18 protein-coding genes and 1 other RNA gene are annotated in these 22,144 nt (G+C 70.3%); 8 read left to right on the plus strand and 11 right to left on the minus strand.

Translation table 11 applies throughout. The features are described from left to right. Positions 1–117 precede the first annotated feature (117 nt). Together AC1PME_RS04235 and AC1PME_RS04240 are read left to right on the plus strand one after the other, a co-directional pair. Positions 118–540, plus strand: coding sequence for a hypothetical protein (locus AC1PME_RS04235; protein WP_481097401.1), 423 nt, complete (start codon positions 118–120; stop codon positions 538–540). Positions 541–746: 206 nt separating this feature from the next. Then, entirely contained in the window at positions 747–2,792 is a 2,046-nt protein-coding gene (locus tag AC1PME_RS04240; RefSeq protein ID WP_481097402.1) for a hypothetical protein, read from the plus strand. Between the two features lie 355 nt (positions 2,793–3,147). On the opposite strand, the gene AC1PME_RS04245 is transcribed toward AC1PME_RS04240, so the two are convergent. Together AC1PME_RS04245 and AC1PME_RS04250 are read right to left on the minus strand one after the other, a co-directional pair. Further along, the gene (locus AC1PME_RS04245) at positions 3,148–4,392 is read right to left on the minus strand and encodes a multifunctional CCA addition/repair protein (RefSeq protein ID WP_481097403.1); all 1,245 of its coding nucleotides are present in this window, start codon (positions 4,390–4,392) and stop codon (positions 3,148–3,150) included. A gap of 131 nt (positions 4,393–4,523) precedes the next feature. Next, a complete protein-coding gene (locus tag AC1PME_RS04250; RefSeq protein WP_481097404.1) occupies positions 4,524–6,491 on the minus strand; it encodes a transglycosylase SLT domain-containing protein in 1,968 nt (655 codons plus the stop codon). A 759-nt stretch (positions 6,492–7,250) separates the two neighbouring features. On the opposite strand from AC1PME_RS04250, the gene AC1PME_RS04255 reads away from it, so the two are divergent. After that, complete coding sequence (locus tag AC1PME_RS04255) at positions 7,251–10,097, plus strand: TonB-dependent receptor (protein ID WP_481097405.1); 2,847 nt, start codon at positions 7,251–7,253, stop codon at positions 10,095–10,097. Between the two features lie 329 nt (positions 10,098–10,426). Here AC1PME_RS04255 and AC1PME_RS04260 read toward each other — a convergent pair whose 3' ends face one another. The 4 genes from AC1PME_RS04260 to AC1PME_RS04275 form a co-directional block, all read right to left on the minus strand. After that, positions 10,427–11,194 carry an endonuclease/exonuclease/phosphatase family protein gene (locus tag AC1PME_RS04260; RefSeq protein ID WP_254460439.1) on the minus strand — a complete coding sequence of 256 codons (768 nt, stop codon included), beginning with the start codon at positions 11,192–11,194 and terminating at the stop codon, positions 10,427–10,429. 25 nt (positions 11,195–11,219) lie between these two features. Continuing rightward, on the minus strand, positions 11,220–12,071 hold the full coding sequence (locus AC1PME_RS04265) for a thiol:disulfide interchange protein DsbA/DsbL (protein WP_481097406.1): 852 nt from the start codon (positions 12,069–12,071) through the stop codon (positions 11,220–11,222). A 104-nt stretch (positions 12,072–12,175) separates the two neighbouring features. Then, positions 12,176–12,817, minus strand: a complete 642-nt coding sequence (locus tag AC1PME_RS04270) for a thiol:disulfide interchange protein DsbA/DsbL (RefSeq protein WP_254460441.1) — start codon at positions 12,815–12,817, stop codon at positions 12,176–12,178. Between the two features lie 88 nt (positions 12,818–12,905). Then, the gene (locus AC1PME_RS04275) at positions 12,906–13,727 is read right to left on the minus strand and encodes a c-type cytochrome (RefSeq protein ID WP_481097407.1); all 822 of its coding nucleotides are present in this window, start codon (positions 13,725–13,727) and stop codon (positions 12,906–12,908) included. 129 nt (positions 13,728–13,856) lie between these two features. Here AC1PME_RS04275 and yihA point away from each other — a divergent pair, with 129 nt between their 5' ends. Beyond that, on the plus strand, positions 13,857–14,477 hold the full coding sequence (gene yihA, locus AC1PME_RS04280; protein WP_254460443.1) for a ribosome biogenesis GTP-binding protein YihA/YsxC: 621 nt from the start codon (positions 13,857–13,859) through the stop codon (positions 14,475–14,477). Between the two features lie 420 nt (positions 14,478–14,897). Here the strand turns inward: yihA and AC1PME_RS04285 are convergent, their stop codons facing one another. From AC1PME_RS04285 to AC1PME_RS04305, 5 genes are all read right to left on the minus strand, one after another. Beyond that, positions 14,898–15,887, minus strand: coding sequence for an MBL fold metallo-hydrolase (locus AC1PME_RS04285; protein WP_481097408.1), 990 nt, complete (start codon positions 15,885–15,887; stop codon positions 14,898–14,900). Between the two features lie 107 nt (positions 15,888–15,994). Further along, positions 15,995–16,825: a helix-turn-helix domain-containing protein gene (locus AC1PME_RS04290; RefSeq protein ID WP_481097409.1), complete on the minus strand. Its 831-nt coding sequence runs from the start codon at positions 16,823–16,825 to the stop codon at positions 15,995–15,997. Between the two features lie 167 nt (positions 16,826–16,992). Further along, a non-coding RNA gene (locus AC1PME_RS04295) (sX9 sRNA) lies at positions 16,993–17,068 on the minus strand. Between the two features lie 61 nt (positions 17,069–17,129). Further along, positions 17,130–17,588 carry a VOC family protein gene (locus AC1PME_RS04300; protein ID WP_481098068.1) on the minus strand — a complete coding sequence of 153 codons (459 nt, stop codon included), beginning with the start codon at positions 17,586–17,588 and terminating at the stop codon, positions 17,130–17,132. Positions 17,589–17,820: 232 nt separating this feature from the next. Beyond that, the gene (locus AC1PME_RS04305) at positions 17,821–18,516 is read right to left on the minus strand and encodes a VIT1/CCC1 transporter family protein (protein ID WP_481097410.1); all 696 of its coding nucleotides are present in this window, start codon (positions 18,514–18,516) and stop codon (positions 17,821–17,823) included. A 224-nt stretch (positions 18,517–18,740) separates the two neighbouring features. On the opposite strand from AC1PME_RS04305, the gene AC1PME_RS04310 reads away from it, so the two are divergent. The 4 genes from AC1PME_RS04310 (at position 18,741) to AC1PME_RS04325 (ending at position 22,101) form a co-directional block, all read left to right on the plus strand. Then, on the plus strand, positions 18,741–20,105 hold the full coding sequence (locus AC1PME_RS04310; protein WP_481097411.1) for a glutamate--cysteine ligase: 1,365 nt from the start codon (positions 18,741–18,743) through the stop codon (positions 20,103–20,105). Between the two features lie 34 nt (positions 20,106–20,139). Beyond that, positions 20,140–20,487: a hypothetical protein gene (locus AC1PME_RS04315; RefSeq protein WP_481097412.1), complete on the plus strand. Its 348-nt coding sequence runs from the start codon at positions 20,140–20,142 to the stop codon at positions 20,485–20,487. A gap of 410 nt (positions 20,488–20,897) precedes the next feature. Continuing rightward, positions 20,898–21,479: a hypothetical protein gene (locus tag AC1PME_RS04320; protein ID WP_481097413.1), complete on the plus strand. Its 582-nt coding sequence runs from the start codon at positions 20,898–20,900 to the stop codon at positions 21,477–21,479. 127 nt (positions 21,480–21,606) lie between these two features. Beyond that, positions 21,607–22,101 (plus strand): hypothetical protein, encoded by a 495-nt coding sequence (locus tag AC1PME_RS04325; protein WP_481097414.1) that lies wholly within the window; start codon positions 21,607–21,609, stop codon positions 22,099–22,101. Positions 22,102–22,144: the final 43 nt, after the last annotated feature.

Genomic DNA, 22,144 nt, shown 5'->3' on the forward strand with positions numbered 1-22,144 from the left:
GCATGTGCCGCGCTTGTGCCGGTGGCCGAGGTCTGCTCTGCTTAGGTCCCTGCGTCGCGCGCAATGGAACGCTGCCGCTGCCGTCGCGTCGCCCTCCTGTCTCCACAAGGACCGTCGGTGATCTACGGAATCGAACCCTATACGGCGGTGAACGGTTTCCGCTTCGGTTGCAGCCAGGCGCAACTTGCCAAGACGCACGGCGTGCCCTTCACCACGGTGATCGACAACATCCAGAAGATCGTGACCGAGACGCGGGAGGGCTGCGAACTGGTCTACGAACGCAAGACGCTGCGCTACGTGACGCTCAACAAGCACGTGAGCCCGGTGGTCGAGGGGATCGAGATCTATGCCGCGGACGCGCTGGCGCGGCTGATGGCGCTCGACCCCGACCACGCGATCGGGCCGCGCTATGCGCTGTTTCGCCGCCTCGGCATCTGCGTCGGCGGCATCGGCGCCAAGCGCATTCCGGAGGGCAGGCTGGTCAGCGCCTTCGCCGAGGACAAGCGCGACTTCTTCGAATTCTTCGTCGCCGAGGAGTGAGGCGCGCTCGCGCGACGGCGCGGCGCCCGTCAATGCCGCCGGCCGTCGCGGCCGGTTCCGATGCTTGATCCCATCCCTGTGCGCAAGGCCTTCATCGGCGCATGCGTTAGGCTCGTCCCCGATCGCCACAGGGGGAGATCGTCATGCGGATCGGACGGACGTGCGTGCCGCGGCAATGCCGTGGCGGCAGAGGCTGGATCATTGCGGTGTCGCGCGCGATCGCGAGGTGTTGCGCCCGTCGCAGTGGTGTCGCGGCGGAGGTGGCGCGCGGCCCACGCGCGAGGTGTCCTCGCCGGCTGCGCGGATGGCGAGCTGCCGGCGCAGCGCGTGCTGCTGCGGCCTTGCTGCTGGTGATCGCGGCATGGCCGGCGTTTGCGGCGCCGGCCACGGCGCCGGCATCCTGCCAGCGGCCGGCGTTGCCGGTGGCCTGCGCCGGCCCGACCGCGGTCGGGCGCTTCATCGCCCGCAACGCCGGTCCGTGGCAGCCGTACGCCTTCGCCGCACCGCTTGATGTGCCGGCGGGGCAGACCCTGGCCATCGCGATCTGCGGGCAGGCCAACCAGGCCGTGCAGGACGCGCACTGGCCGGCGTTGGCGTCGTTGCTGCCGACACTGGTTCACCGCGTCGGCAACGACGCCACGCTGGCGATCCTGGTCCAGGACAGCGCCAACGTCGCCCTGGGCGGGCGCCTGACCCTGGGCGAGGACACGCTCGGCGCCGACGGCACGCTGCACGCACCCACGGGGCCGGTGCAGGCGGCCCTGATCGGCACGCTGGTCGATGGCCCCATCGGCGCCGGTGCGCGCGTCGACCTGTATCTGCGCGATGCGGCCAACGTCAGCCTGCAGACAGCGCAGAGCCACCTGCACCTGGGCGGCGGCAGCCTCAGCGAACGGCTGATCGCGCCGCGCGATGCAGCGGTCGCGGCCGCCGATGGCGCCTGTCTCGAGGTCGTCGTGGAGCGGAGCGACCGCGTGCGCGGTGGTCAGGGAACGCTGACGATCGGCGGCGGCCACCTGCAGGGCGCGCTGATCGCGCATCCGCTGCGTGGCGGCCGCGTCGCCGTGCAGGTGGACGACGTGGCGAATGTGGTGGTGGACGAAGTCCGTCTGTTCGCCGGCCAGTTGCTGGACGAGGCGCTGCACGCCGGGCCGTGGCTGGGCGGCCGGATCGCGATTGCGCTCGCCAATGCCGCCAATGTCGATGCGCGCGCGCTGGACAGCCAGGATGCGGTGATGGTCGACGAACTGGTCGATGCCGGGCAGGTGCAGGAGGCGGCGATCGAGCTGCGCCTGGCAGATACCGGCAATGCCAGCGTTGCCGGTGCGCTGCGCATTCGCGATGGCGGGCTGATCGACGAGCCGCTGGACGCCGCCGATCTGCTTGCGTCCGATGTCGCGGTGACCCTGCTGCGCAGCGGCAATGCCGTCGCGGCCGATGCGCGGATCGTGGACGGGGAATTGATCGACGAAGCGATCGACGCCGGTGCGGTGCAGGACGCGACCTTGGCGGTGCGCTTCGAGGACGCAGGCAATCTGCATGCGGCGACGGCGCGGATCGAGGAAGGCGAACTGATCGACGAGGCGATCGATGCGGCGTCCTTCGACGGCGGCACGCTCGACGTGGGGTTCGCGAACAGCGGCAACGTCACCGGTGGCACGCTGGCCGTCGTCCATGGCGAACTGATCGACGAGGCGGTCGACCTGCAGGGCACGCTCGCGCGTGCGCACCTGCGCCTGGACATGGCCGACGCCGGCAACGCCCGGGTCGAGACGCTGGACATCGTCGAGGGCGAACTGGTCGACGAGTTGCTGGACCTGGTCGATGCGCGCGATGCCAGCGCGGAACTGCGCGTACGGCGCAGTGCCAACGCGGGCGGTGCGCTGTCGGCGTCGGGTCAACGCGTGTCGGTCGTATATGGCGAGTTGATGGATGAGGTGATCGACGCGGCGGGCGCGCTCGACGGATTCGCCGGCGTCGTCGACCTGGGCGAGGTCGCCAACGCGCGCGCCGCACACATCGCGCTGCAGGGTGCGCAATTGCTCGACGGCGTGTTGGACGCGGCGGCGCTGCGCGTCAGCGAACTCGGCCTGCAGCTGGCCGATGTGGCCAACGCGCGCTATCGGGATGCCATGGAGATGCGGGAAAACAGCACGCTGTTGGGGACGCTGGCCGACGTGGACAGCCGCGATGCCGCCTCGCAGATCGCCACGGTGGTCGTGGCCAGCGGGGAGGCGATCCAGGTGCCGTAGCGCGCGCCTGGCGAGCAGTGCGACGGCCGGTGGCTGCGCTGCGACCAGCGCCGCATCGTTTGGGCGCTGCATCGTTCGTCTGGATGCGTCGTGACGGGTGGCGGCGCTGGTGATGTCCATCCTTGCCACGATCAAGCGGGCGCGTCATGCCCCATAGGCGTGGCTTCAGCCGCGACGGGACTTCCCGGTGACACGGGGCGCGGCTGAAGCCTCTCCTACACACGGGGCTTTGTCGTTAGTGGATGTTCGCTTCCGTCGCGATGGCCATCGCCGGGAAACCTGTCGCGGCTGATTCCCAACAAGGAGCCAAGAACCGCGCCTACGGCGTGTCTGAGCAAGCGCGGCGTGGCAGCGATCAGCGCGTGTCGGCCTGCAGCTCCCGCCGCGCCGCGGCGATCGCCGCGATCCGCGCCTTGGCCAGCGCCTCGCCGATCTGCGGGCCGCTCAGCCCCTGTGCGGCCAGATCGCGCGCGTTCACCGCCAGCGCGGCCGCATGCAGGCGCTGCAGGTCGCGGCCCTGCGGGTAGTCGGCGTCCTCGCTGCCGAGGCGGCCGCGCTTGTCGGCCTCGCACACCCGCGCCAGTTGCGCGATGCGCTCGGGCTTGCGGAAGCCGTCGCAGCGCTGCAGCAGTTCGTGCACGGTGCGGTCGCGCAACTCGGCCAGGCGATGCACGTTCAGATGCTCGCGGCAGGCGATCTCGGCCAGTTGCCGGTGTTCCTGCGGCACCTTCAAACGCTCGCACAGCGCGCGCAGCGGGGCCAGGCCGCGTTGCTCGTGCATCAGGTGGCGCGGCCATTCCTCGGGCGGCGTCAGCGCCTTGCCCAGGTCGTGGGTCAGCGCGGCGAAGCCGACCAGCGCATCGCCCGGCGCCAGTCGCGCGGCCATGTCGCTGACCAGTTCCTGGTGGCGGCCGGTGTCGATCTCGGGATGGTACTCGGCGCGTTGCGGCACCCCGTACAGCGCATCCAGCTCCGGCAGCACCCAGCGCAGCGCCTCGGCCTCGCGCAGCGTGTGCAGGAACGCCGAGGGCTGGGCCGAGGTCAGGCTGCGCCGCAGTTCCTGCCACACGCGTTCGGGCACCAGCGTTTCCAGTTCGCCGCTGGCGGCCATCGTGCGCATCAGCGCCAGGGTCTCGTCGGCGACGCGGAACCCCAGCGGCGCCAGCCGCGCCATGAACCGCGCCGCGCGCAGCACCCGCAACGGATCCTCGGCGAAGGCGGGGCCGACATGGCGCAGCACCCGCTGCTCGAGATCGCGCGCGCCGCCGTAGGGATCGACCAGGCGCCCATCGGCCTCGTCGCGGGCGATGGCGTTGATGGTGAAATCGCGCCGCTGCAGGTCTTCCTCCAGCGTCACCGACGGATCGGCCTGCACCACGAAGCCGTGGTAGCCGCGCCCGGCCTTGCGCTCGGTGCGCGCCAGCGCGTACTCCTCGCCGCTGCGCGGATGCAGGAACACCGGGAAATCGCGGCCGACCTGCTTGTAGCCCAGCTCCAGCATCTGCTGCGGGGTGGCGCCGACCACCACCCAGTCGCGGTCGCCGGGCGGCTGGCCGAGCAGGGCGTCGCGGACGGCGCCGCCGACGAGGTAGGTTTTCATTGGGGGGCGGGAATGGGGAGTCGGGAATCGGGAATGGTAAAAGCAGGTTGACTAGATCCGATGCCTTGCTGGCGCGCGAGCACAGCAGCTCGGGCGATCGCGCGCGATGTGTCGTTGCGATTCCCCATTCCCTATTCCCGATTCCCGGCCGCCGCACCGGCGGCCTCACACACAAACTTCTTCCGCGGCACATCCAGCTTGCCAAGCATGCGCTCGGTGACCGGCAGGGCGTCGCCGTTGAGGCGCCAGTCGTAGATCACGCTGAAGGCCAGGATGCGCGCGACGTACTCGCGGGTTTCCTTGTAGCTGACCGTCTCGATCCAGAAGTCGGGGTCGTGGCCCGGGCGCTGGGTCTGCCAGCGCGAGGCCGGTCCGGGGCCGGCGTTGTAGGCGGCGATGGTCAGGTAGGGCAGGCCGTAGGTGTTGAGCAACTGGCGCAGGTAGGCGGTGCCGATGGCGATGTTGGTGTCCGGGTCGTACAGGCTGGCGGCGCCGCCGTAGCCGGCCAGGCCGAGGTTGCGGGCGATGCTGGCGCCGGTGGCCGGCACCACCTGCATCAGGCCCATCGCGTTGGCCGGCGAGCGTGCGTTCGGATTGAACACGCTCTCGGCGCGGATCTCGGCGGCGACCCAGGCCGGGTCGATCGCGTTCCTGCCGGCTTCGCGGCGAATGGTCTCGGCGTGGTGCAGCGGGAAGCGCAGCGTGTACAGGCGCTGCTCCTCCGGGCGCTTGCCGAGCCCGAACACCGCGCGGTCGAACCAGCCGTTGGCGCTGGCCACTTCCACCGCCAGGCGCCGCTGGGTGTCGTCGAAGCGGCTCAGCGCATCGTTCCACTCGGCCACCGCCCAGCCGGCGCGGTCGATCTTGAACAGCTCCAGCGCGCGGATCAGCGCCGGGTCGCGCGCCACTGCCGCCTGCGCCTGCGCGCTGTCGTTCGGCTCCCACGGGCACAGCGCGTACGGTTGCTTGAGCCGGTCGGCGGCCAGGAAGCCGTGGAAGGTGGCGGATTTCGCCGCTTCGCGGTACAGCCGCTGCGCCTCGCTGGCGTTGCCGGTCTTTTCCGCCAGCCGCGCCTCGAAATACTGCCAGCGCGAATCGCTGCGCTGCGCCGGCGGCATCTTGCGGATCGCGGCCAGCGCCGCCGGCCAGTCGCCGCGCGCCATCGCCTCGCGCGCGCGCCACTCGTGCAGGCGCTCGTCGTAGGCGGACTCGGGCACGGCGTTGAGCCGGCGCGCCGAATCGGGGCCGTACGAGGCCACCGTCCACAGCGCGATCTGGTACAGCACCGCGCCACGCTGCGCCTCGCTGAACTGCAGGGCCTGGGCGAACTGCGGCAGTTGCCGCTCGGCCGCGTCCGGGTCGGCCTTGGCCAGTTTCTCCAGCCCGTCCACCGCCACCTTGCGGCTGCGCTCGGTCTTAGGCCAGCCCAGCGCACGCGGATGCACCGCGTCCAGGAACGCGGCGTAGTCGTTGGCCAGGGCCAGCTCGGCGGCGGGCAGGCCGCGCGCGGCGGCACGCATCACCGCCGGCTGCTGCGCGTCCGCGGCGGCTTCCACGCGCGCCCAGCGCAGCGCATCGGTCATGCCGCCGCGCGCCTGCAGCACCGCGAACACCGGATCGCAGGCGTCGGGCAGCGACTTGCCGGCGTTGCGCCACAGCGCCTGCGCTTCGTCCACCCATTGCGCGTCGGCGCGACCGGTGGCCTGGCGCGCGTTGAGCTGGGCGCAGCGCAGGCCCAGGTTCTCGGTGGGTTTCCAGTTCGCCAGCAGCGCCGGCCAGTCCTCGCGCCGCGCCAGCGCCGGCAGCCACAGCGCGCGGAAGCTTTCGGCCACCGGCTGCCCGGCGTAGCGCTTGAGGAAGTCCTGTGCCTGTGCATCGGACACCTTGTCGATGTTGCGGCGCAGGTTGGCGTACTCCAGCCAGCCGTACAGCGGATGCTGCTTGAACGCGGCCGCGCGGACCGGATCGAAACGGCCTTGCTCGGCGTCGTCGATCGCCGAGCGGATCGCCGGGCGTTGCGCGTCCAGGGACTGGGCGAGGGCGGAAACCGGGCCGCACACCGCGGCGACGAACAGCAGGAGAGACGTGCGCAGGATCATGCGCGGGACTATACCGAACGCCGATGAATCGCCGTTTCAACTGGCGATGGCGACACTGTCGCATCCGCCAGCACGGCTGCGACGATGGGGGGCCGCGTCGCCCAGGTGGGCCGGCGAGTGCGCTGGAGGCATCGAGGTCATCGTGGCGACCGACGGAGCCACGGCACGTGGTGTCAGTGCGATGCCCTGCAGCGTTTGCAGATCGGCATCGCGCGCCGGGCCGTCCGGTGCCCCGGCACGGGCGGGTGAGGCGCGGAGGCAACTTCGTGCGCTTGAGCGCTGCGGGACGCTTCGCGCCGTACCCTCACCCCAACCCCTCTCCCGGGGGGAGAGGGGCTTGAGCGTGCGGGGCGCCGCGTAAGCCATCGAGACCGCACTTCCCTTCTCCCACCGGGAGAAGGTGCCCCGCAGGGGCGGATGAGGGTACGAGCGCCGCTGTGGACAACGACAGCTAACGCAGCCAGGCATTGCGAGGCGCTTCGCGCCGTACCTTCACCTCAACCCCTCTCCCGGGGGAGAGGGGCTTCGGCATTGCGTCGCCGTTTGACGGGGTCTCGCGACCCCGTGTCTACCAGATCGACCAGTCGTCGCGACGGCCCGCGCTTTGCCCGCCGGATGCTTGCACGGCGTTTACGATTTGTTTACAAGGAATGCCACGCCGTCGCGGTGCAGGGGGTCGCAGCGGCCGACCCACATCCTTTCTGGAGAGAGAGACGGATGAATTTCCTGCACCGCCATCCTTTGGTCTTCGCGGTCTCCATGACGCTGCTCGGCGGCGTCTCCGCCACCGCCGGGGCCCAGCAACAGACGCCCCCGGCTGCCCCCAGCAGTGCCACCACCCTCGACAGCGTCCAGGTCACCGGCACCCGCATCCGCCGCGCCGAAGTGGAGGGCCAGGTGCCGGTGCAGACCCTGAGCCGCGCCGACATCGAACGCACCGGCCTGACCTCCATCGGCGATGTGCTGCAGGAACTCACCGCCTCCGGTTCGGCCTTGAACGCCAAGTTCAATTCCTCCGGCAATTTCGGTTTCCCGCCCGACGGCAGCGGCGTCGGCGCCGGTTCGGCGCAGGTGGATCTGCGCCATCTGGGCGCCAAGCGCGTGCTGGTGCTGGTCGACGGCATGCGCTGGGTCAACGAGTCCTCCGCCTCGGGCGTGGGCGCGGCCACCGACCTCAATACCATTCCGCTGGCGATCGTCGAACGCGTGGAGGTGCTGGAGGACGGCGCCTCGTCGCTGTACGGCTCGGACGCCATCGCCGGCGTGGTCAACATCATCACCCGGCGCAATTTCGAAGGTGGCCAGGTCACGCTGAACTACGGCGAGTACGACAAGGGCGACGGCGCCAACAAGGGCGTGGACCTGGCCTGGGGCCACAGCACCGTGCGCACCAGCCTGTTCCTCGGCGCCAGCTACACCAAGCAGGATCCGATCTACGCCCGCGACCGTGCGCAGTCGCTGTATCCGATCCCCGGCACCGGCCTGACCTTCGGCAGTTCGGCCACGCCGGACGGGCGCTTCATCTTCGTCGATCCCAACACCGGCGCCGAGCAGAACCTGACGCCGAACAGCGGCGTCGGCGCGCCGCGCTACGACGGCGCCGGCGGCTGTACCCGCAGCGACGACTACCACTGCTTCACCACCGCCGACCGCTACAACTTCGCCGCGTCCAACCTGCTGCTGACGCCGTCCGAGCGCAAGGGCGTGTTCGGCCAGTTCCGCTTCTTCTTCAACGACGACGTGCAGTGGTACCTGAAGCTGCTCGGCAACCGCCGCGAATCGACCAACCAGGCCGCGCCGGAGCCGATCTTCCTCGGGCCCGACGCCGGCACCGGCAATCCGCTGGCCGACAACATCGTCATCTCCGCCGCCAACCCGTACAACCCGTTCGGCTTCGCGCTGGACTCGGCCAGCAACCTGATCATGATCGGGCGCCGCCCGGTGGAAGGCGGCCCGCGCGTGTTCGAGCAGCGCGTGGACACCCAGTACGTCGGCACCGGCTTCATCGGCAGCTTCGAGAGCGCCGACCGCACCTGGTTCTGGGACGTCAACGGCGCCTACAGCAAGAACAAGGCCGAGCAGACCAACTACGGCAGCTACAACATCTACAACATCAACCTGGCGCTGGGCGATCCGGCGGCGTGCGCGGCGGTGGCCGGCTGCGTGCCGCTGAACATCTTCGGCGGCGCCGGCAGCATCACCCCGGACATGCTGCGCTGGATCCAGCCGGTGGTGCACGACCGCAGCCAGAACGAACTGACCCAGTTCACCGCCAACCTCAGCAGCGACCTGTTCCGGCTGCCGGCCGGCGCGGTGTCCTTCGCCACCGGCGTGGAGTACCGCAAGTACGAGGGCTTCTACCGCCCCGATCCGCTGACCGTGATCGGCCACTACAACGGCGTGCCGTCGCTGCCGACGCAGGGCAGCTACGACGTCAAGGAGGCCTACCTCGAACTGAGCGTGCCGATCTTCGCCGACTCGCCGCTGGGCGACAAACTGGACCTGAGCCTGGCCGGGCGCTATTCCGACTACTCCACCTTCGGCGGCAAGTTCACCCCGAAGTACGGCCTGCGCTGGCAGGTGGCGCCGGACTTCGTGCTGCGCGCCAGCTATGCCGAAGGCTTCCGCGCACCCAGCATCGGCGAACTGTACGGCTCGGCCGCGCGCGCCGACCTGACCCTGTCCGACCCGTGCTCGATCGGCCTGGGCGGCACCGCGCCGCGCGGCAGCGCCAGCAACTGCGCCGCGCTCGGCGTGCCGGCCGGCTACCAGCAGGCCAACTCGCAGATCTCGGTGACCACCGGCGGCAACCGCGCGCTGGAGCCGGAGAAGGCGCGCAGCTTCAGTGCCGGCTTCGTCTGGAGCCCGTGGTTCGCCAGCAACGTGCCGTGGTCGGACCGCTTCGACGTGGAGGTGACCTTCTACCGCCACGACATCGACGGCGCGATCCAGGCGATCAATGCGCAGACCCAGCTCGACCTGTGCGTGGATACGCTGTCGCCGACCTACTGCGACGGCATCACCCGCGCCTCCACCGGCGGCATCAACGGCTTCAACAACCGGCTGACCAACCTCGGCTCGATCAAGACCGACGGCTGGGACGTGGACCTGTTCTGGAACTCGCCGGAAACCGCCGCCGGCCGCTTCAAGGTCGCCTGGCAGAACACCTTCGTCACCCGCTACGTCGCCACCGGCGCCGCCGGCCAGGTGCAGCCGCAACGCCCGGGCGTGGAAGTGGTGGACAGTTCCATTCCCGAGTGGACCAGCAACCTCAGCCTGGACTGGTCGCTTGGCCGCTGGAATGCGTCGTGGACGCTACGGCACATCTCCGCGCTGACCGAGCAGTGCGGCGATGCGGTCGCGTTCCCGGTGTGCAGCGACCCGGTCGCCGGCACCAACACGCTGGATGCGATCACCTACCACGACCTGCAGGTCGGCTACCGCTTCGACTGGCTCAAGGGCCTGACCCTCAGCGGCGGCGTCAACAACGTCTTCGACAAGGACCCGCCGATCTGCCTGTCGTGCTCGCTCAACGGCTACGACGCCTCCACCTACGGCATCCCCGGCGGCCGCTATCTGTACGTGCGCGCGGATCTGAAGTTCTAGTCGCTGCCCGCGCGATTGCGCCTTGCGGGCGCACGTGTGTGCTCGCGCAAGGCACTGCGGATGCGATGGAGGGGAGCGACGCCTGGGGATGCCCGTAGGAGCGGCTTCAGCCGCGACGGGCGTTCCCGGTAAGCCCGTCGCGGCTGAAGCCGCTCCTGCAGGATGCGTCCCGGCGTGCCCATAAGCAGCTCGCGTCTTGTTGGGGACGGGCTCCCGAATATCCCGGGGCGCGGGGTCTGCCGTGCAAGTCGGGCGCGTCGGGTCGGGGCTGCAGCCCCTCCTTCATGAGGAAGCTCTCCCTCATGAGCACGCCTGGGCGATGGTGCGCTTCAGCGCAGCAAGTGCTGCGGCACTTCGATCTCGGTGGCCACGGCGAGGTGGTCGGAGAAGGCGGCGGGCACGGCGCGCTGTGCGTTGCAGCGCAGGCCGTCGCTGACCAGGATGTGGTCGATGGCGCGCTGCGGGCGCCAGCTGGGGAAGGTCGGCACCACGCAGCCCGGCGGTTGCAGCCGGGTGCGCTGGTAGAGGAGCTGCATTTCCGGGCGGTCGGCGACGCAGTTGAAGTCGCCCATCAGCACCACGTTGGGATGATCGGACAGCAGTTCGGCGATGAACGCCAGTTGCGATGCGCGCGAGTTCGCGCCCAGCGACAGGTGCGCCACCGCCACCGCCAGGCCTTCGGCGCCGTTGCCGAATTTGGCCAGCAGCACGCCGCGCCCGCCGAGCCGACCGGGCAGGGCGTGGTCCTGCACTTCCACCGGCTCCAGCCGGCTGAGCAGGCCGTTGGCGCTGGAGGCCACGCCGCCGACGCGCCGGTTCGGCTGGTGGCTCCAGTAGTTGAAGCCGCCGCGTTCGGCCAGGTAGTGGGTCTGGTTGGTGAAGCCCGAGCGCAGGCTGCCGGGGTCGGCCTCCTGCAGGCCGACGATGTCGTGGTCGCTGGCCAGCTGCGCGATCGCGTCCAGGCTGCTGCGCTTGCGCCCGGCCGGCAGCGCATGCGACCAGCTGCGGGTCACGTAGTCGCTGTAGCGGCGCGTGCTGGAACCGGCCTGGATGTTGGCGGTCAGCACGCGCAGCGTGCGGGTGGCGGGAGCGGTCACGGCGGTGCGGCCCGGCGAACGGCGCTTACTTGGCCATCGCCGCGCGTTCGCGCGCGATCAGGTGATCGGCGATGCGCAGCATGTCGTCGTAGCTCTTGCCCTTGACCAGGTACTTGCCGTTGATGATCAGCGACGGCGTGCCGGTGATGCCGCTGCGGGTGGCGAACTGCTTGGCGCGGTTGGTCTTGGTGGCCACCGCGAAGCTGCCCATGGTATCGGCGAACTGCTTCGGGTCCACGCCGTACTTGGCGTAGAAGTTGGCGATGTCCTGCACCGAGTCGCGGCCGCGCTCGCCCTTCAGGGTCTCGTCGACGTGGATGGCCTTGTACAGCGCATCGTGGGTCTTTTCCTGCACGCCCAGCGCCTCGGCGGCGTAGAACGCGCGGGCGTAGTCGTCCCAGGTGCCGCCGAACATCGCCGGCACGTACACGAAGCGCACGTCGGACGGCAGGCCGGCCTTCCACGGACCGATCAGCGGCTGGAAGCGCGCGCAGGCCGGGCAGACGTAGCCGAAGATTTCGGCGACCTCGATCTTGCCGTTGGTCGGCTGGAACGGCTGGCCGCCCGGGATGTCGACATAGTCGGTACCGGCCACCGGCTCCGGACCGTTCGGGGTCCTGGCGGCGACCGGCTTGGCCGGGGCGGCGCTGTCGCCTTCGGCGGCGGCGGGCTGCGCGGCGGCATCGGCGGTGGTGGCCGCGGGGGCGGCCGGCGTTTCGGCGGGCGCGGCGGCGGCGTCGTTGCCGGCGGCAGGCGCGGCCGGCGCCGCGGTGGTGCCGGAGGCCGGGGCGACGGTGTCGGCAGTGCCGTCCTGGGCCTTGCATGCGACCAGGATCGGCAGCAGGGCCATCAGGGTCAGGGCGAAGCGGGTCTTCATCGGCGACATCTCCAGCAGGATGGGGGGAAATGCCGGACGCGCCGCAAGCGCGGTCCGGCTACCCCGTCATGATGCCATGGCGTGGATGAAGCGCCGTGCGCCGATTACTTGCCAGCGCGCTCGCGGGCGATCAGCGCGTCGGTGATGCGCAGCATGTCCTCGAAGTTCTTGCCCTTGACCAAGTACTTGCCGTTCACGATCAGCGCCGGGGTGCCGGGGATGTCGGCGCGCACGGCGAAATCGCGCGCGGCCTTCACCTGCGCGGCGACCTGCGGGCTCTGGTAGGCGGCGATGAAGGCCTGCGGCTTGACCCCGAAGTCGGCGTAGAAGGTGGCCAGTTCCTCCGGCGCCACGTTCTGCACCGGCACGCTGTGCTTGTCGTGGATGGCCTCGAACATGGCGCGGTGGCTGCGGCTCTGCACGCCCAGTTGCTGCGCGGCGAAGAAGGCGGCGGCGAAGCTGTCCCAGTAGCCGCCGAACGCCGCCGGCACCAGGGTCAGGCGCACGTCCTTGCCCTGCTTGCCGGCCCATTCCTCCAGCAGCGGCTCGAAATGCGCGCAATGCGGGCAGGGGTAGCCGAACACTTCCGCCACCTCGATCTTGCCGGCCAGCGGCGCGAACGGCTTGGGATCGGCGATCAGCGTGTAGTTCTCGCCCTCCACCGCGGTGGCGGACTTGGGTTGCGCGCAGGCGCTCAACGGCAGCAGGGCGAGCAGGCACAACAGCAGGCTGGGCAATCGGTTCATGCAATCTCCAATGGCAAAAAACGCGCGCCGGTCGTCGGGACCGGCGCGAAGGGGAAACGGGAGCCGGCGCCGCCGCAGCGGCGCACAGTCAGGATTGTTGCGCGGGCGCCGGCTGCTGTGGCGTTGCCGCCGCAGGCGCCACCTGCGCGGCGGCCGCATCGTCGGCGCGGTCGTGCAGGCCCTGCAGATAGCTGCCCAGCGCCTTGATCTCCTGGTCGGTCAGCGGCTTGGCCACCTGCGCCATGATCTTGAACAGGGTCGGATCGCGTTCCTGGGTGGTGCCGGCCTGGTATTCCTGCAGGCGCCGCGCCACGTAATCGGCGTGCTGGCCGCCCAGGTGCGGATACGCCGGGCCGGGGTTGCCGGCGCCGGCCGGGCCGTGGCAGGCCATGCACGCGGGAATGCCGCGGCTCGCATCGCCGCCGCGGTACAGCTGCTGGCCGACCTCGTAGAACTTCATGCCCGCGTACGGACCGTCGGCGATCACCGCATCGTCGGCGATGCCGGCGCCGGCCTTCTGCGTGGCGAAGTAGGCGCCGATATCGCGCATGTCCTGCGCGCTCAGCGGCTGCACGAACGGCACCATCGCCGCGACCGCGCCGCTGGTGCGCTCGCCGTGGGCGATCAGCGCCATCTGCCGCGCGCTGTAGCGCTCCATCTGGCCGGCGATGCGCGGATACATGGCGATGGCGGGATTGCCGTCCGGGCCATGGCACGCGGCGCAGGCCGCGGCCTTGGCCTGGCCGGCCTTGGGGTCGCCCCAGGCGGCCTTGCCGACGTCGCCCTCCAGCGGCGTGGTGCGCACCGGAGCGTTGTCGGGAATGGGCACCACCGAGGTCTGCGCGAACGCGACCGCGGCGGCGACGGAAACGGCTAGACCGGCAAAGGCAAGAACGCGAGCGTGGCGCATTGCTGAAGCTCCGTATGACCCGACCCCGCGGCTGCCAGGCCGGCGACCGCACTCGCGCGATTATCGGCATGCCGCGCCCCGGCGGTCAACGAAGCCCGCCCGGGGCCGCGGACGTGCGATCCTAGGGGGATGTCGCTGATCCTCGAACGTGCCCACTACCTGCTTTCCGCCCACAATGCCCGCCAGTTGCCGGAGGACGGTGGCTGGGAAGTGGCCTTCGCCGGCCGCTCCAACGCCGGCAAGTCCAGCGCGCTGAACGCGCTGACCCGGCAGAACGCCCTGGCCCGCGTCTCCAAGACGCCCGGCCGCACCCAGCAGCTGGTGTTCTTCCAGGTCCAGCCCGAGCGCTACCTGGTGGACCTGCCCGGCTACGGCTACGCCAAGGTGCCGCTGGAGTTGCAGGCGCACTGGCAGAAGTTCATCGACACGTATTTCCGCACCCGCGAGGCCCTGCGCGGGCTGGTGGTGGTGATGGACATCCGCCATCCGCTCAAGGACTACGACCGGCAGATGCTCGGTTACGCGGTGCAGCGCGGCCTGCCGGCGCATGCGCTGCTGACCAAGGCCGACAAGCTCGGCCGCGGCCAGCAGGCGCAGGCGCTGCAGCAGGTGCGCAAGGAATTGGCCAGTGCGTTCGGCGACACGGTCAGCGTGCAGGCCTTCTCCGGCGAGAGCCGCCAGGGCGTGGACGAGGCGCGTGGCATCGTCGGTAGATGGCTGGGACTGGAGACGGAGCCGAGCGCCGCGTAGTCAGTGCGGCGGTGCTGGGCGAAGCCTCGTCCACCCGAACTGCGCGAGACGCTTCGCGCCGGACCCTCCCCCCAACCCCTCTCCCGCGGGGAGAGGGGCTAGCGCTTTCCCTTCTCCCGTCGGGAGAAGGTGCCCCGAAGGGGCGGATGAGGGTACGGGCGCAGCCTCGTGCGCCCGAACTTCGCGAGACGCTTCGCGCCGGACCCTCACCCCAACCCCTCTCCCGGGGGGGAGAGGGGCTAGCGCTTTCCCTTCTCCCGTCGGGAGAAGGTGCCCCGAAGGGGCGGATGAGGGTACGGGCGCAGCCTCGAGCGCCCGAACTCCGCGAGACGCTTCGCGTCGGACCCTCACCCAAATCCCTCTCCCGCGGAGAGAGGGGCCAGTACCTAACTCCTTACTCCCACAGGGAGAAGACCATCCTCAAGGCGCGACCGGCAACGGCGAGAATTCGGCCGGCACCCAGGCGAACGCCTCGCCCTCGCGGCGCACATGGCCCAGCCCCGGGAACGGCAGGTGCGCGCCCGCCACCCACCAGCCGTGGTCCGCGGCCTGCGCCAGCATGCGCTTGCGCGCGGCGATCGCCGCGTCGCGGTCGCTGTCGGCCTCGTACGCCGCCTGCGGTTGCGCGAACTGCACCGCGTGGTAGTGCACCAGGTCGCCCCACACCAGCAACTGCTGCCCCGCGCCGCCATCGAAGCGGTACGACACGTGCCCGGGCGTATGCCCGTGGGTATCCAGTGCTACCGCGCCGCCGGGCAGCGCATCGCCGGGGCGGAACCGGCGCAGCCGCTGCGTGGCCTGGTACGGCGCCACCGCCGCACGCGCCAGCGGGAAGGCGAAGCGCAGCATCTGCGGTGCGCCGGCAGCGCTGGCCGGATCGAGCCAGTACGCGGCGTCGGCGGCGCTCAGCCACACCGTCGCGTTGGGATAGGCGGGCTGGCCCTGCGTGTCGAGCAAGCCGCACAGGTGGTCGGGATGCGCGTGGGTGAGCAGCACGTCGTCGACCTGCTCGGGCGCGTAGCCGGCCGCGCGCAGGTTGGCCAGCACCTGGCCGAGTCCGGGGCCGAAGCAGGTCGCGGTGCCGGTGTCGACCAGGGTCAGGTGGGTGCCGTCCTGGATCAGATAGGCGTTGACCGCGGTCTGCAGGCCCTTGTCGTTCTCCGGCACGTAGTGGTGGTCGAGCAGGCGCGCGATCGCCTGCGGGGGGATGTTCGCCAGTTGCGCGCGCGGCAGCGCCACGGTGCCGTCGAACAGGGCGGTGACGCGCAACCGGCCGATCGCCTGGCGATACACGCCGGGCACCTGCGTTTGGGGAGCCGGCGCGGCGGCATGGGCGGGGGACGGCAGCGTCAGCGCCGCGCCGGCGCTCAGGGCCAGCGCGCACAGCGCGCGCAACGGAAACACGGACATGGGGATTTCCCGGTAGGGCGGCAGGCGCCGCGGTACCGGCATGCTGCGCTCGCGTCGCTGCGCGATTCGCTCATTCCGCTGCGCGCGGCGCTCAGCGCCGACGCGGCTCAGTTGCCGATGCTGGACGGGTCCAGGCCGTAGCGTTGCTGGAAGCGTTGGCTGAAGCTGCGCACCGAGCGATAGCCGGCGTGCGCGGCGACCGTCTTCAGCGGCCAGCGCGTGGTGTATAGCAGCTGCATCGCATGCGCCAGGCGCGCATCGGCGAGCAGTTCGCGCAAGGAGGTGCGTTCGCCGGCCAGGTGCCGGCGCAGGGTCGCGCCGCTCAGGCCCAGACTCTCCTCGATGTCGCGCGAACGCCAGGCGCGTTGCGGCTGCGCGGCGATCAGGTCGCGCACCTGCGCGGCCACGCTCGGCGCCGGCGGCAGCAGCAGGCCGCCGTGGCCGCGCCGGCACAGCGCCACCACCAGCGTCGCCAGCGCCAGCCGCGCCTCGGTGTAGCGGCCGTCCTGCAGCGCCTGCCGCCATTGCAGCAGGGTGCTGCCGACCTCCTCGGCGCGCAGGCGCGCCAGTTCCGCGCCGGCGGCGGGCAGCGGTTCGTTCCACAGCACGCGGGCGGCGCTCAGCGCTTCCTCGCACAGCGGCACCAGCACGCTCAGATACAGGCCGCTGTGCGGATCCGGGATGTTGACCACATCGATGCGGCAGCGCCGCGTCACCAGGAACAGGTCGCCCGGCACGAACTCCAGGGCCTGTGTGGCGGTGCGCACCTGCTTGCGCCCCTGCAGCAGGATCGCCAGCTGCGGCCGCGGGATCTCCACCGAGCGCGCACCGTGTTCGCGACGCGCGCTGATGCAGGCGTAGCCCTCGGCCTGCGCGCAGTCGGCCAGGCTGGCCAGGCGCGCCAGCAGCAAGGCGTCGGAAGAAGTGGTGTCGGCCATGGCCACGATGCTACCTCAGGGCGCTGCACGCGCTCGGCCAGGCACGTCGAACGCGCGGTCGATGGCGCCGCTGACGAGCATCGCCGCCGCGCCACGGAACACCAGCCGCACCGCACCGCTGCGCCGTCCCGCAGCGCCCGCCCCCCACACCGGATGCGACGTAGAGCGGCTAACAAAACGTCGCGAGCGGTCGCCAGGCGGGCGTGGACGGCGCACAGCAGCCGCAGTGCAACAGTGGTACTTGGGGATTCCGAGTACCGTCCGCGCCCGTCCGGCGGCGGCGTAGCCGCTTTGTTGGCTGCTCTTACCTGGGAGGTTGCATCAGCTCGATGGTGATCCCGTCGGGACCGCTGACGTAGGCGACCACGGTTCCGGCGCGTGGACCGGCCTGGATCGGCCGCGCAGATCCTTTCAGGTGCCATCCGTGCGCCTGGATCCTGGCGATTGTCAGCTCGATATCCGCCACGGTGACCGCAAGATGCGCCGCGCCGATCGCGCCAGCACTCTCGGGGGCCTTGCCCAAGCGGCTGGCGGTCGAGTACTCCAGAAGTTCGATGGGAAACCCGGCAGGCGAGACCACCAGCGCCATGCGGCAACGCGGATCGTCGACACCCGTGACCTCTCGCAGGAACTCGCCGCCCATTTCGCCGGTGCGAACGAGTTCGAAGCCCATGGCCTGCGTCCAGAACTTGATCGCCTCATCCAGCGATGAAACGGAAAATCCCGTGTGGTCGACGGCGACGGTACCGGTGTTGATTTTCAGGACTCCACTTCTGTGCTGTTTCCAGGGATGGGGGCGCTGGCCTTGCCGTCTGCCCTTTGCGTCTGGCTGGGTCGGACGTGCCTGTCGTCGCCATCGCAGCCACCAGCAGTATTACGGCAACACAGTGCGATTCCAAACGCCAGCGCAGGCGGCCAGGCAAGCCTGCGGCAAGGTGGGGTGAGAGCCGCTGGCGGCCATGGATGGGGATGCTACCGCAGGGCGCTGCGCGCACTCACACATGCACGCCGAACGCATGGCCGATGGCGCCGCTGGCGAGCATCGCCGCCGCGCCCCAGAACACCACCCGCACCGCGCCGCGCAGGCCCGAGGCGCCGCCGGCGCGCGCGGCCAGCGCGCCGGTCAGCGACAGGCCGATCAGGGTCGCTGTGCCGGTGACCCACAGTTGCCGGCCGTCCGGCGCCAGCCACGCGGCCACGATCGGCAGCGCCGCGCCGCTGCAGAACGCCGCCGCCGACGCGGCGGCCGCCTGCAGCGGGCGCGCGCGCAGGCTCTCGGTGATGCCGAGCTCGTCGCGCGCGTGCGCGCCCAGCGCATCGTGCGCGGTCAGCTGCTCGGCGACCTGGCGGGCAAGACCGGGATCGAGTCCACGCTGGCGATAGATCGCGGTGAGTTCGTCCAGTTCGCTCTGCGGATCCTCGTGCAGCTCGCGGCGCTCCAGCGCCAGGTCGGCGTGTTCGGTGTCGGCTTGGGATTGCACCGACACGTATTCGCCGGCGGCCATCGACATCGCACCGGCGACCAGGCCGGCGATGCCGGTGGTCAGCACCGTCGTCGCCGCCGCGCCGCTGCTGGCGACGCCGACCACCAGGCCGGCCACGGACAGGATGCCGTCGTTGGCGCCGAGCACGGCCGCGCGCAGCCAGCCGGCGCGGTCGGTGCGATGGCGTTCGGAGTGGGGAGGGCGCATGGCACTGCCTGTAACGAAACGGGTGGGGGAGACCGCAGCCTAGCCGAGCCGGTGCCGCGAACGCTTGCTGCGTCTCACTCTCGACGCCAGCGGCGGCGCGGCCGTGGAATGCTGCAGTACCGCCGGTAGCGACACGGGCCTCGCTCCCGGCACGCTATAGTGCGGGCCTTGCGGTGGCGGGGAATGGTCCCCACATCGCTCCACCCGCCGTGCGAGTCCTGCCCTTGTCGAGCCCCAGCCACGTTGCCGAGACGCCGATCACCGACCGTGCCGAACTGGTCCAGGTGTTGGCCTCCGGAGAAAAACCCGAGGCGCAGTGGCGCATCGGCACCGAACACGAGAAGTTCGGCTTCCGGCTGGACGACCTGCGGCCGCCGACCTTCGAGGGCGAGCGCGGCATCGAAGCCCTGCTGTTGGGCTTGACCCGCTTCGGCTGGGAGCCTGTGCAGGAAGCCGGGCACACCATCGCCCTGCTGCGCGACGGCGCCTCGGTGACGCTGGAGCCGGCCGGCCAGCTGGAACTGTCCGGCGCACCGTTGCCGACCATCCACGATACCTGCGTGGAAGTGGGCAGCCACCTCAACGAGGTCAAGCAGGTCGCCGACGAATTGGGCCTGGGCTTCCTCGGCATGGGCTTCCAGCCGAAGTGGCGTCGCGACGAGATGCCGTGGATGCCCAAAGGCCGCTACAAGATCATGCAGGCGTACATGCCCAAGGTCGGTGCGCTCGGCCTGGACATGATGACCCGCACCTGCACCGTGCAGGTCAACCTGGACTACGCCAGCGAAGCGGACATGGTGCGCAAGTTCCGCGTGTCGCTGGCGCTGCAGCCGATCGCCACCGCGCTGTTCGCCGATTCGCCGTTCGCCGAGGGCAAGCCCAACGGCTACCTCAGCTACCGCTCGCACATCTGGACCGACACCGACGCCGACCGCACCGGCATGCTCGATTTCGTGTTCGAGGACGGCTTCGGCTACGAGCGCTACGTCGACTACCTGCTCGACGTGCCGATGTACTTCTCCTACCGCGACGGCACCTACGTGGACGCCAGCGGGCAGAGCTTCCGCGATTTCATGCAGGGCAAGTTGCCGGCCTTGCCGGGCGCGTTGCCGACCCTGCGCGACTGGTCCGACCACATGACCACCGCGTTCCCGGAAGTGCGGCTGAAGAAGTACCTGGAAATGCGCGGCGCCGACGCCGGCCCGTGGGGCCGGCTGTGCGCGCTGTCGGCGTTCTGGGTCGGCCTGCTGTACGACGACGCGGCGCTGGGCGCGGCCTGGGACCTGGTCAAGGACTTCACCCTGGCCGAGCGCCATGCCCTGCGCGACGGCGTGCCGCGGCACGCGCTGAAGCTGCCGTTCCGCAACGGCACCGTGCAGGACCTGGCCGCCGAGGCGGTGAAGATTTCCCTGTCCGGCCTGCGCCGGCGCGCGCGCCTGAACCGCGACGGCCAGGACGAATCGCGCTTCCTGGAGCCGCTGGTGGAGATCCTGCATGGCGGCGAGACCGCGGCCGAGCGCAAGCTGGCGCTGTACCACGGCGCCTGGCGGGGCGACATCGACCACGTGTTCCGCGAGTTCGCGTACTGAGCGCAGCGCCGTACGCGCGTAAGCCAGCAGGACGATGACCGCGATCGAGGACATGGCGGGCCTGTTCCAGGACGAGCCGCCCACATGGGGCGGACGCGGCGACCCGTATCTGTGGCAGGAGATGGCGTCGACCTTCGCCTGCGTGCCGCTGCCGGCGACGGCGGCGCAGTGCGAGGCGCTGCTTGCCGACACTTTCGCACGCCTGGTCGGCACGGCGCTGGACGCCGCGGTGGAATCGGTGTTCGTGCCGCGGCTCAGCCATGGCGGCATGTCCTCGGGATACGTCAGCCTGGTGTTCTGGCGGGCGACCGCCATGCCGCTGTTGCTGGCGCGCCATGCCGCGGCGCTGGCGCAGCGACACGCGGGGGCCGCAACGCCGTAGGCGCCGTCATGGTGGCGACGAGTATTCCGCTCGCGCTAGGCGCCTTGCCACAGCCCATTCGCGCGCTGGTCGTGCCCCAGGTCGGGCAGCGGCGGGCCGACGGATTGCTGCAGATTTCTTCGGCTTCGCCTCTCTGTTCGTTTCGTGCGGCGTTCCGCTCGCACGTGGACCAGCGCCAGGCGCGGTGTTGTTCACCACGTTGGGAATGCTTGCCGCCTTCTTGATATCGGTACGTTCGGGCAAACGGCTTGCCGCTCCGGTGCATGCGGATGGCGCAACGTCGATCGTGGGTTGCGTCGGCCGGCTGGCCTGGCGTGCGGCCTCGCGTCTTGGCCATTGATGCGCCTGAATGGTGATGACGGCGGCCATGAGGCAGGCGACAATGCGGTATTGGTCTTCAGGGGGACGTCATGGGCCAAGCGCCGTCGCGATCCAGCTTCGTCACGATACTGGCCTGGATCTTCATCGCACTGTCCGGCTCCGGGACGTTGGTCGGCATCATGCAGGCCGTGGTCTTTTTCGCAGTGTTCGACCAGGCCGGTTTTGCCGAGACGATGCGTGCGCTTCCTCCGGAGATGCCGCCGGTCGCGGTGTTCTTGTTTTCCAACTTTCGTTGGCTATCCCTGGGGACATTGCTGCTCTCCGCATCGGCCCTTGCGAGCTCGATCGGCCTCTTGAAACGTCGAGGCTGGGCGCGGTGGTGCTTCATCGGCCTCATGCTGCTGGCGATCACGTGGAACTTGGTCGGTGCGGTCCTGCAGGTGCAGATGATCTCGTTCATGCAGAAGCAGCTCGCTGTTGCGCAGATGCACGGCGCGCCGGACATGCAGCCAATGGTGTGGGCCATGGCGGTGATGGGCATGGTCTTTGCCGCTATGTTCGTCGTACTGCACGGCTGGATCATCGCGCGCCTGCTTTCGCCGCCTGTCGCTGCCGAGTTCCGGCGTCCATTGCCGACCGGGGCCGGCAGCGGCACGCCGCCGATGCGCTGATCTGCAGTTTTCCGCGTTTTTCAGTAAACGTTGCCTCAGGCACGGAGAGCGGCATGGCGCGTGCGGATTGGTTCGAGTCGAAATGGCGGTGGCTCAAGCGATTCGGGGGCGCCGCTGGATTGGGGGCGTGCTCATCGTCGTTGGCGCGAGCACGGAGCATGAGGTGATCGTCGCTGTCGGAGGGCTCCTGGCGGTGCCGCTTATGCTCTGGCTCTTCATCATTCCGATCCTGCATTGGAAGGATCGCCATGTGGGCGAACGGAGTGGCGCATGGGGCGCACTGCCGGTGTGCGAGACTCGCAGCAGCGGTTCTCGGCGCCATCGGGGAGGATTGGCCGGCGTTCTGGCTGCGTTGCTCGGATGCATGACGTCCGCGCATGCGATGAGCCGATGCCCCCCCGAGTTCGGTCCCAAGGATCCGCGCATCGATCTGCTCGGATGGGCGGTGGTCGCCAGCGGCGTGCTGCTGGGCGGCTGGCTGTGCGTGCACGTGGTGCGGCGCTCGCGCGGGCTGCGCAGATGGCGGCGCGTGGCGGTCGTTCTGGCCGGCGGCGTGGCGATGCTGCTGCTGTGGAGTGGCAGCCTGGGCCTGGCGATTGCGTGGTTCTTCCTGCGGTGCTAACACTGCCGGCCTCGGTGCGTGCGCGCCGGGTCCGCGGTCCGCG

This window comes from Xanthomonas sp. NCPPB 901, from assembly GCF_056725085.1.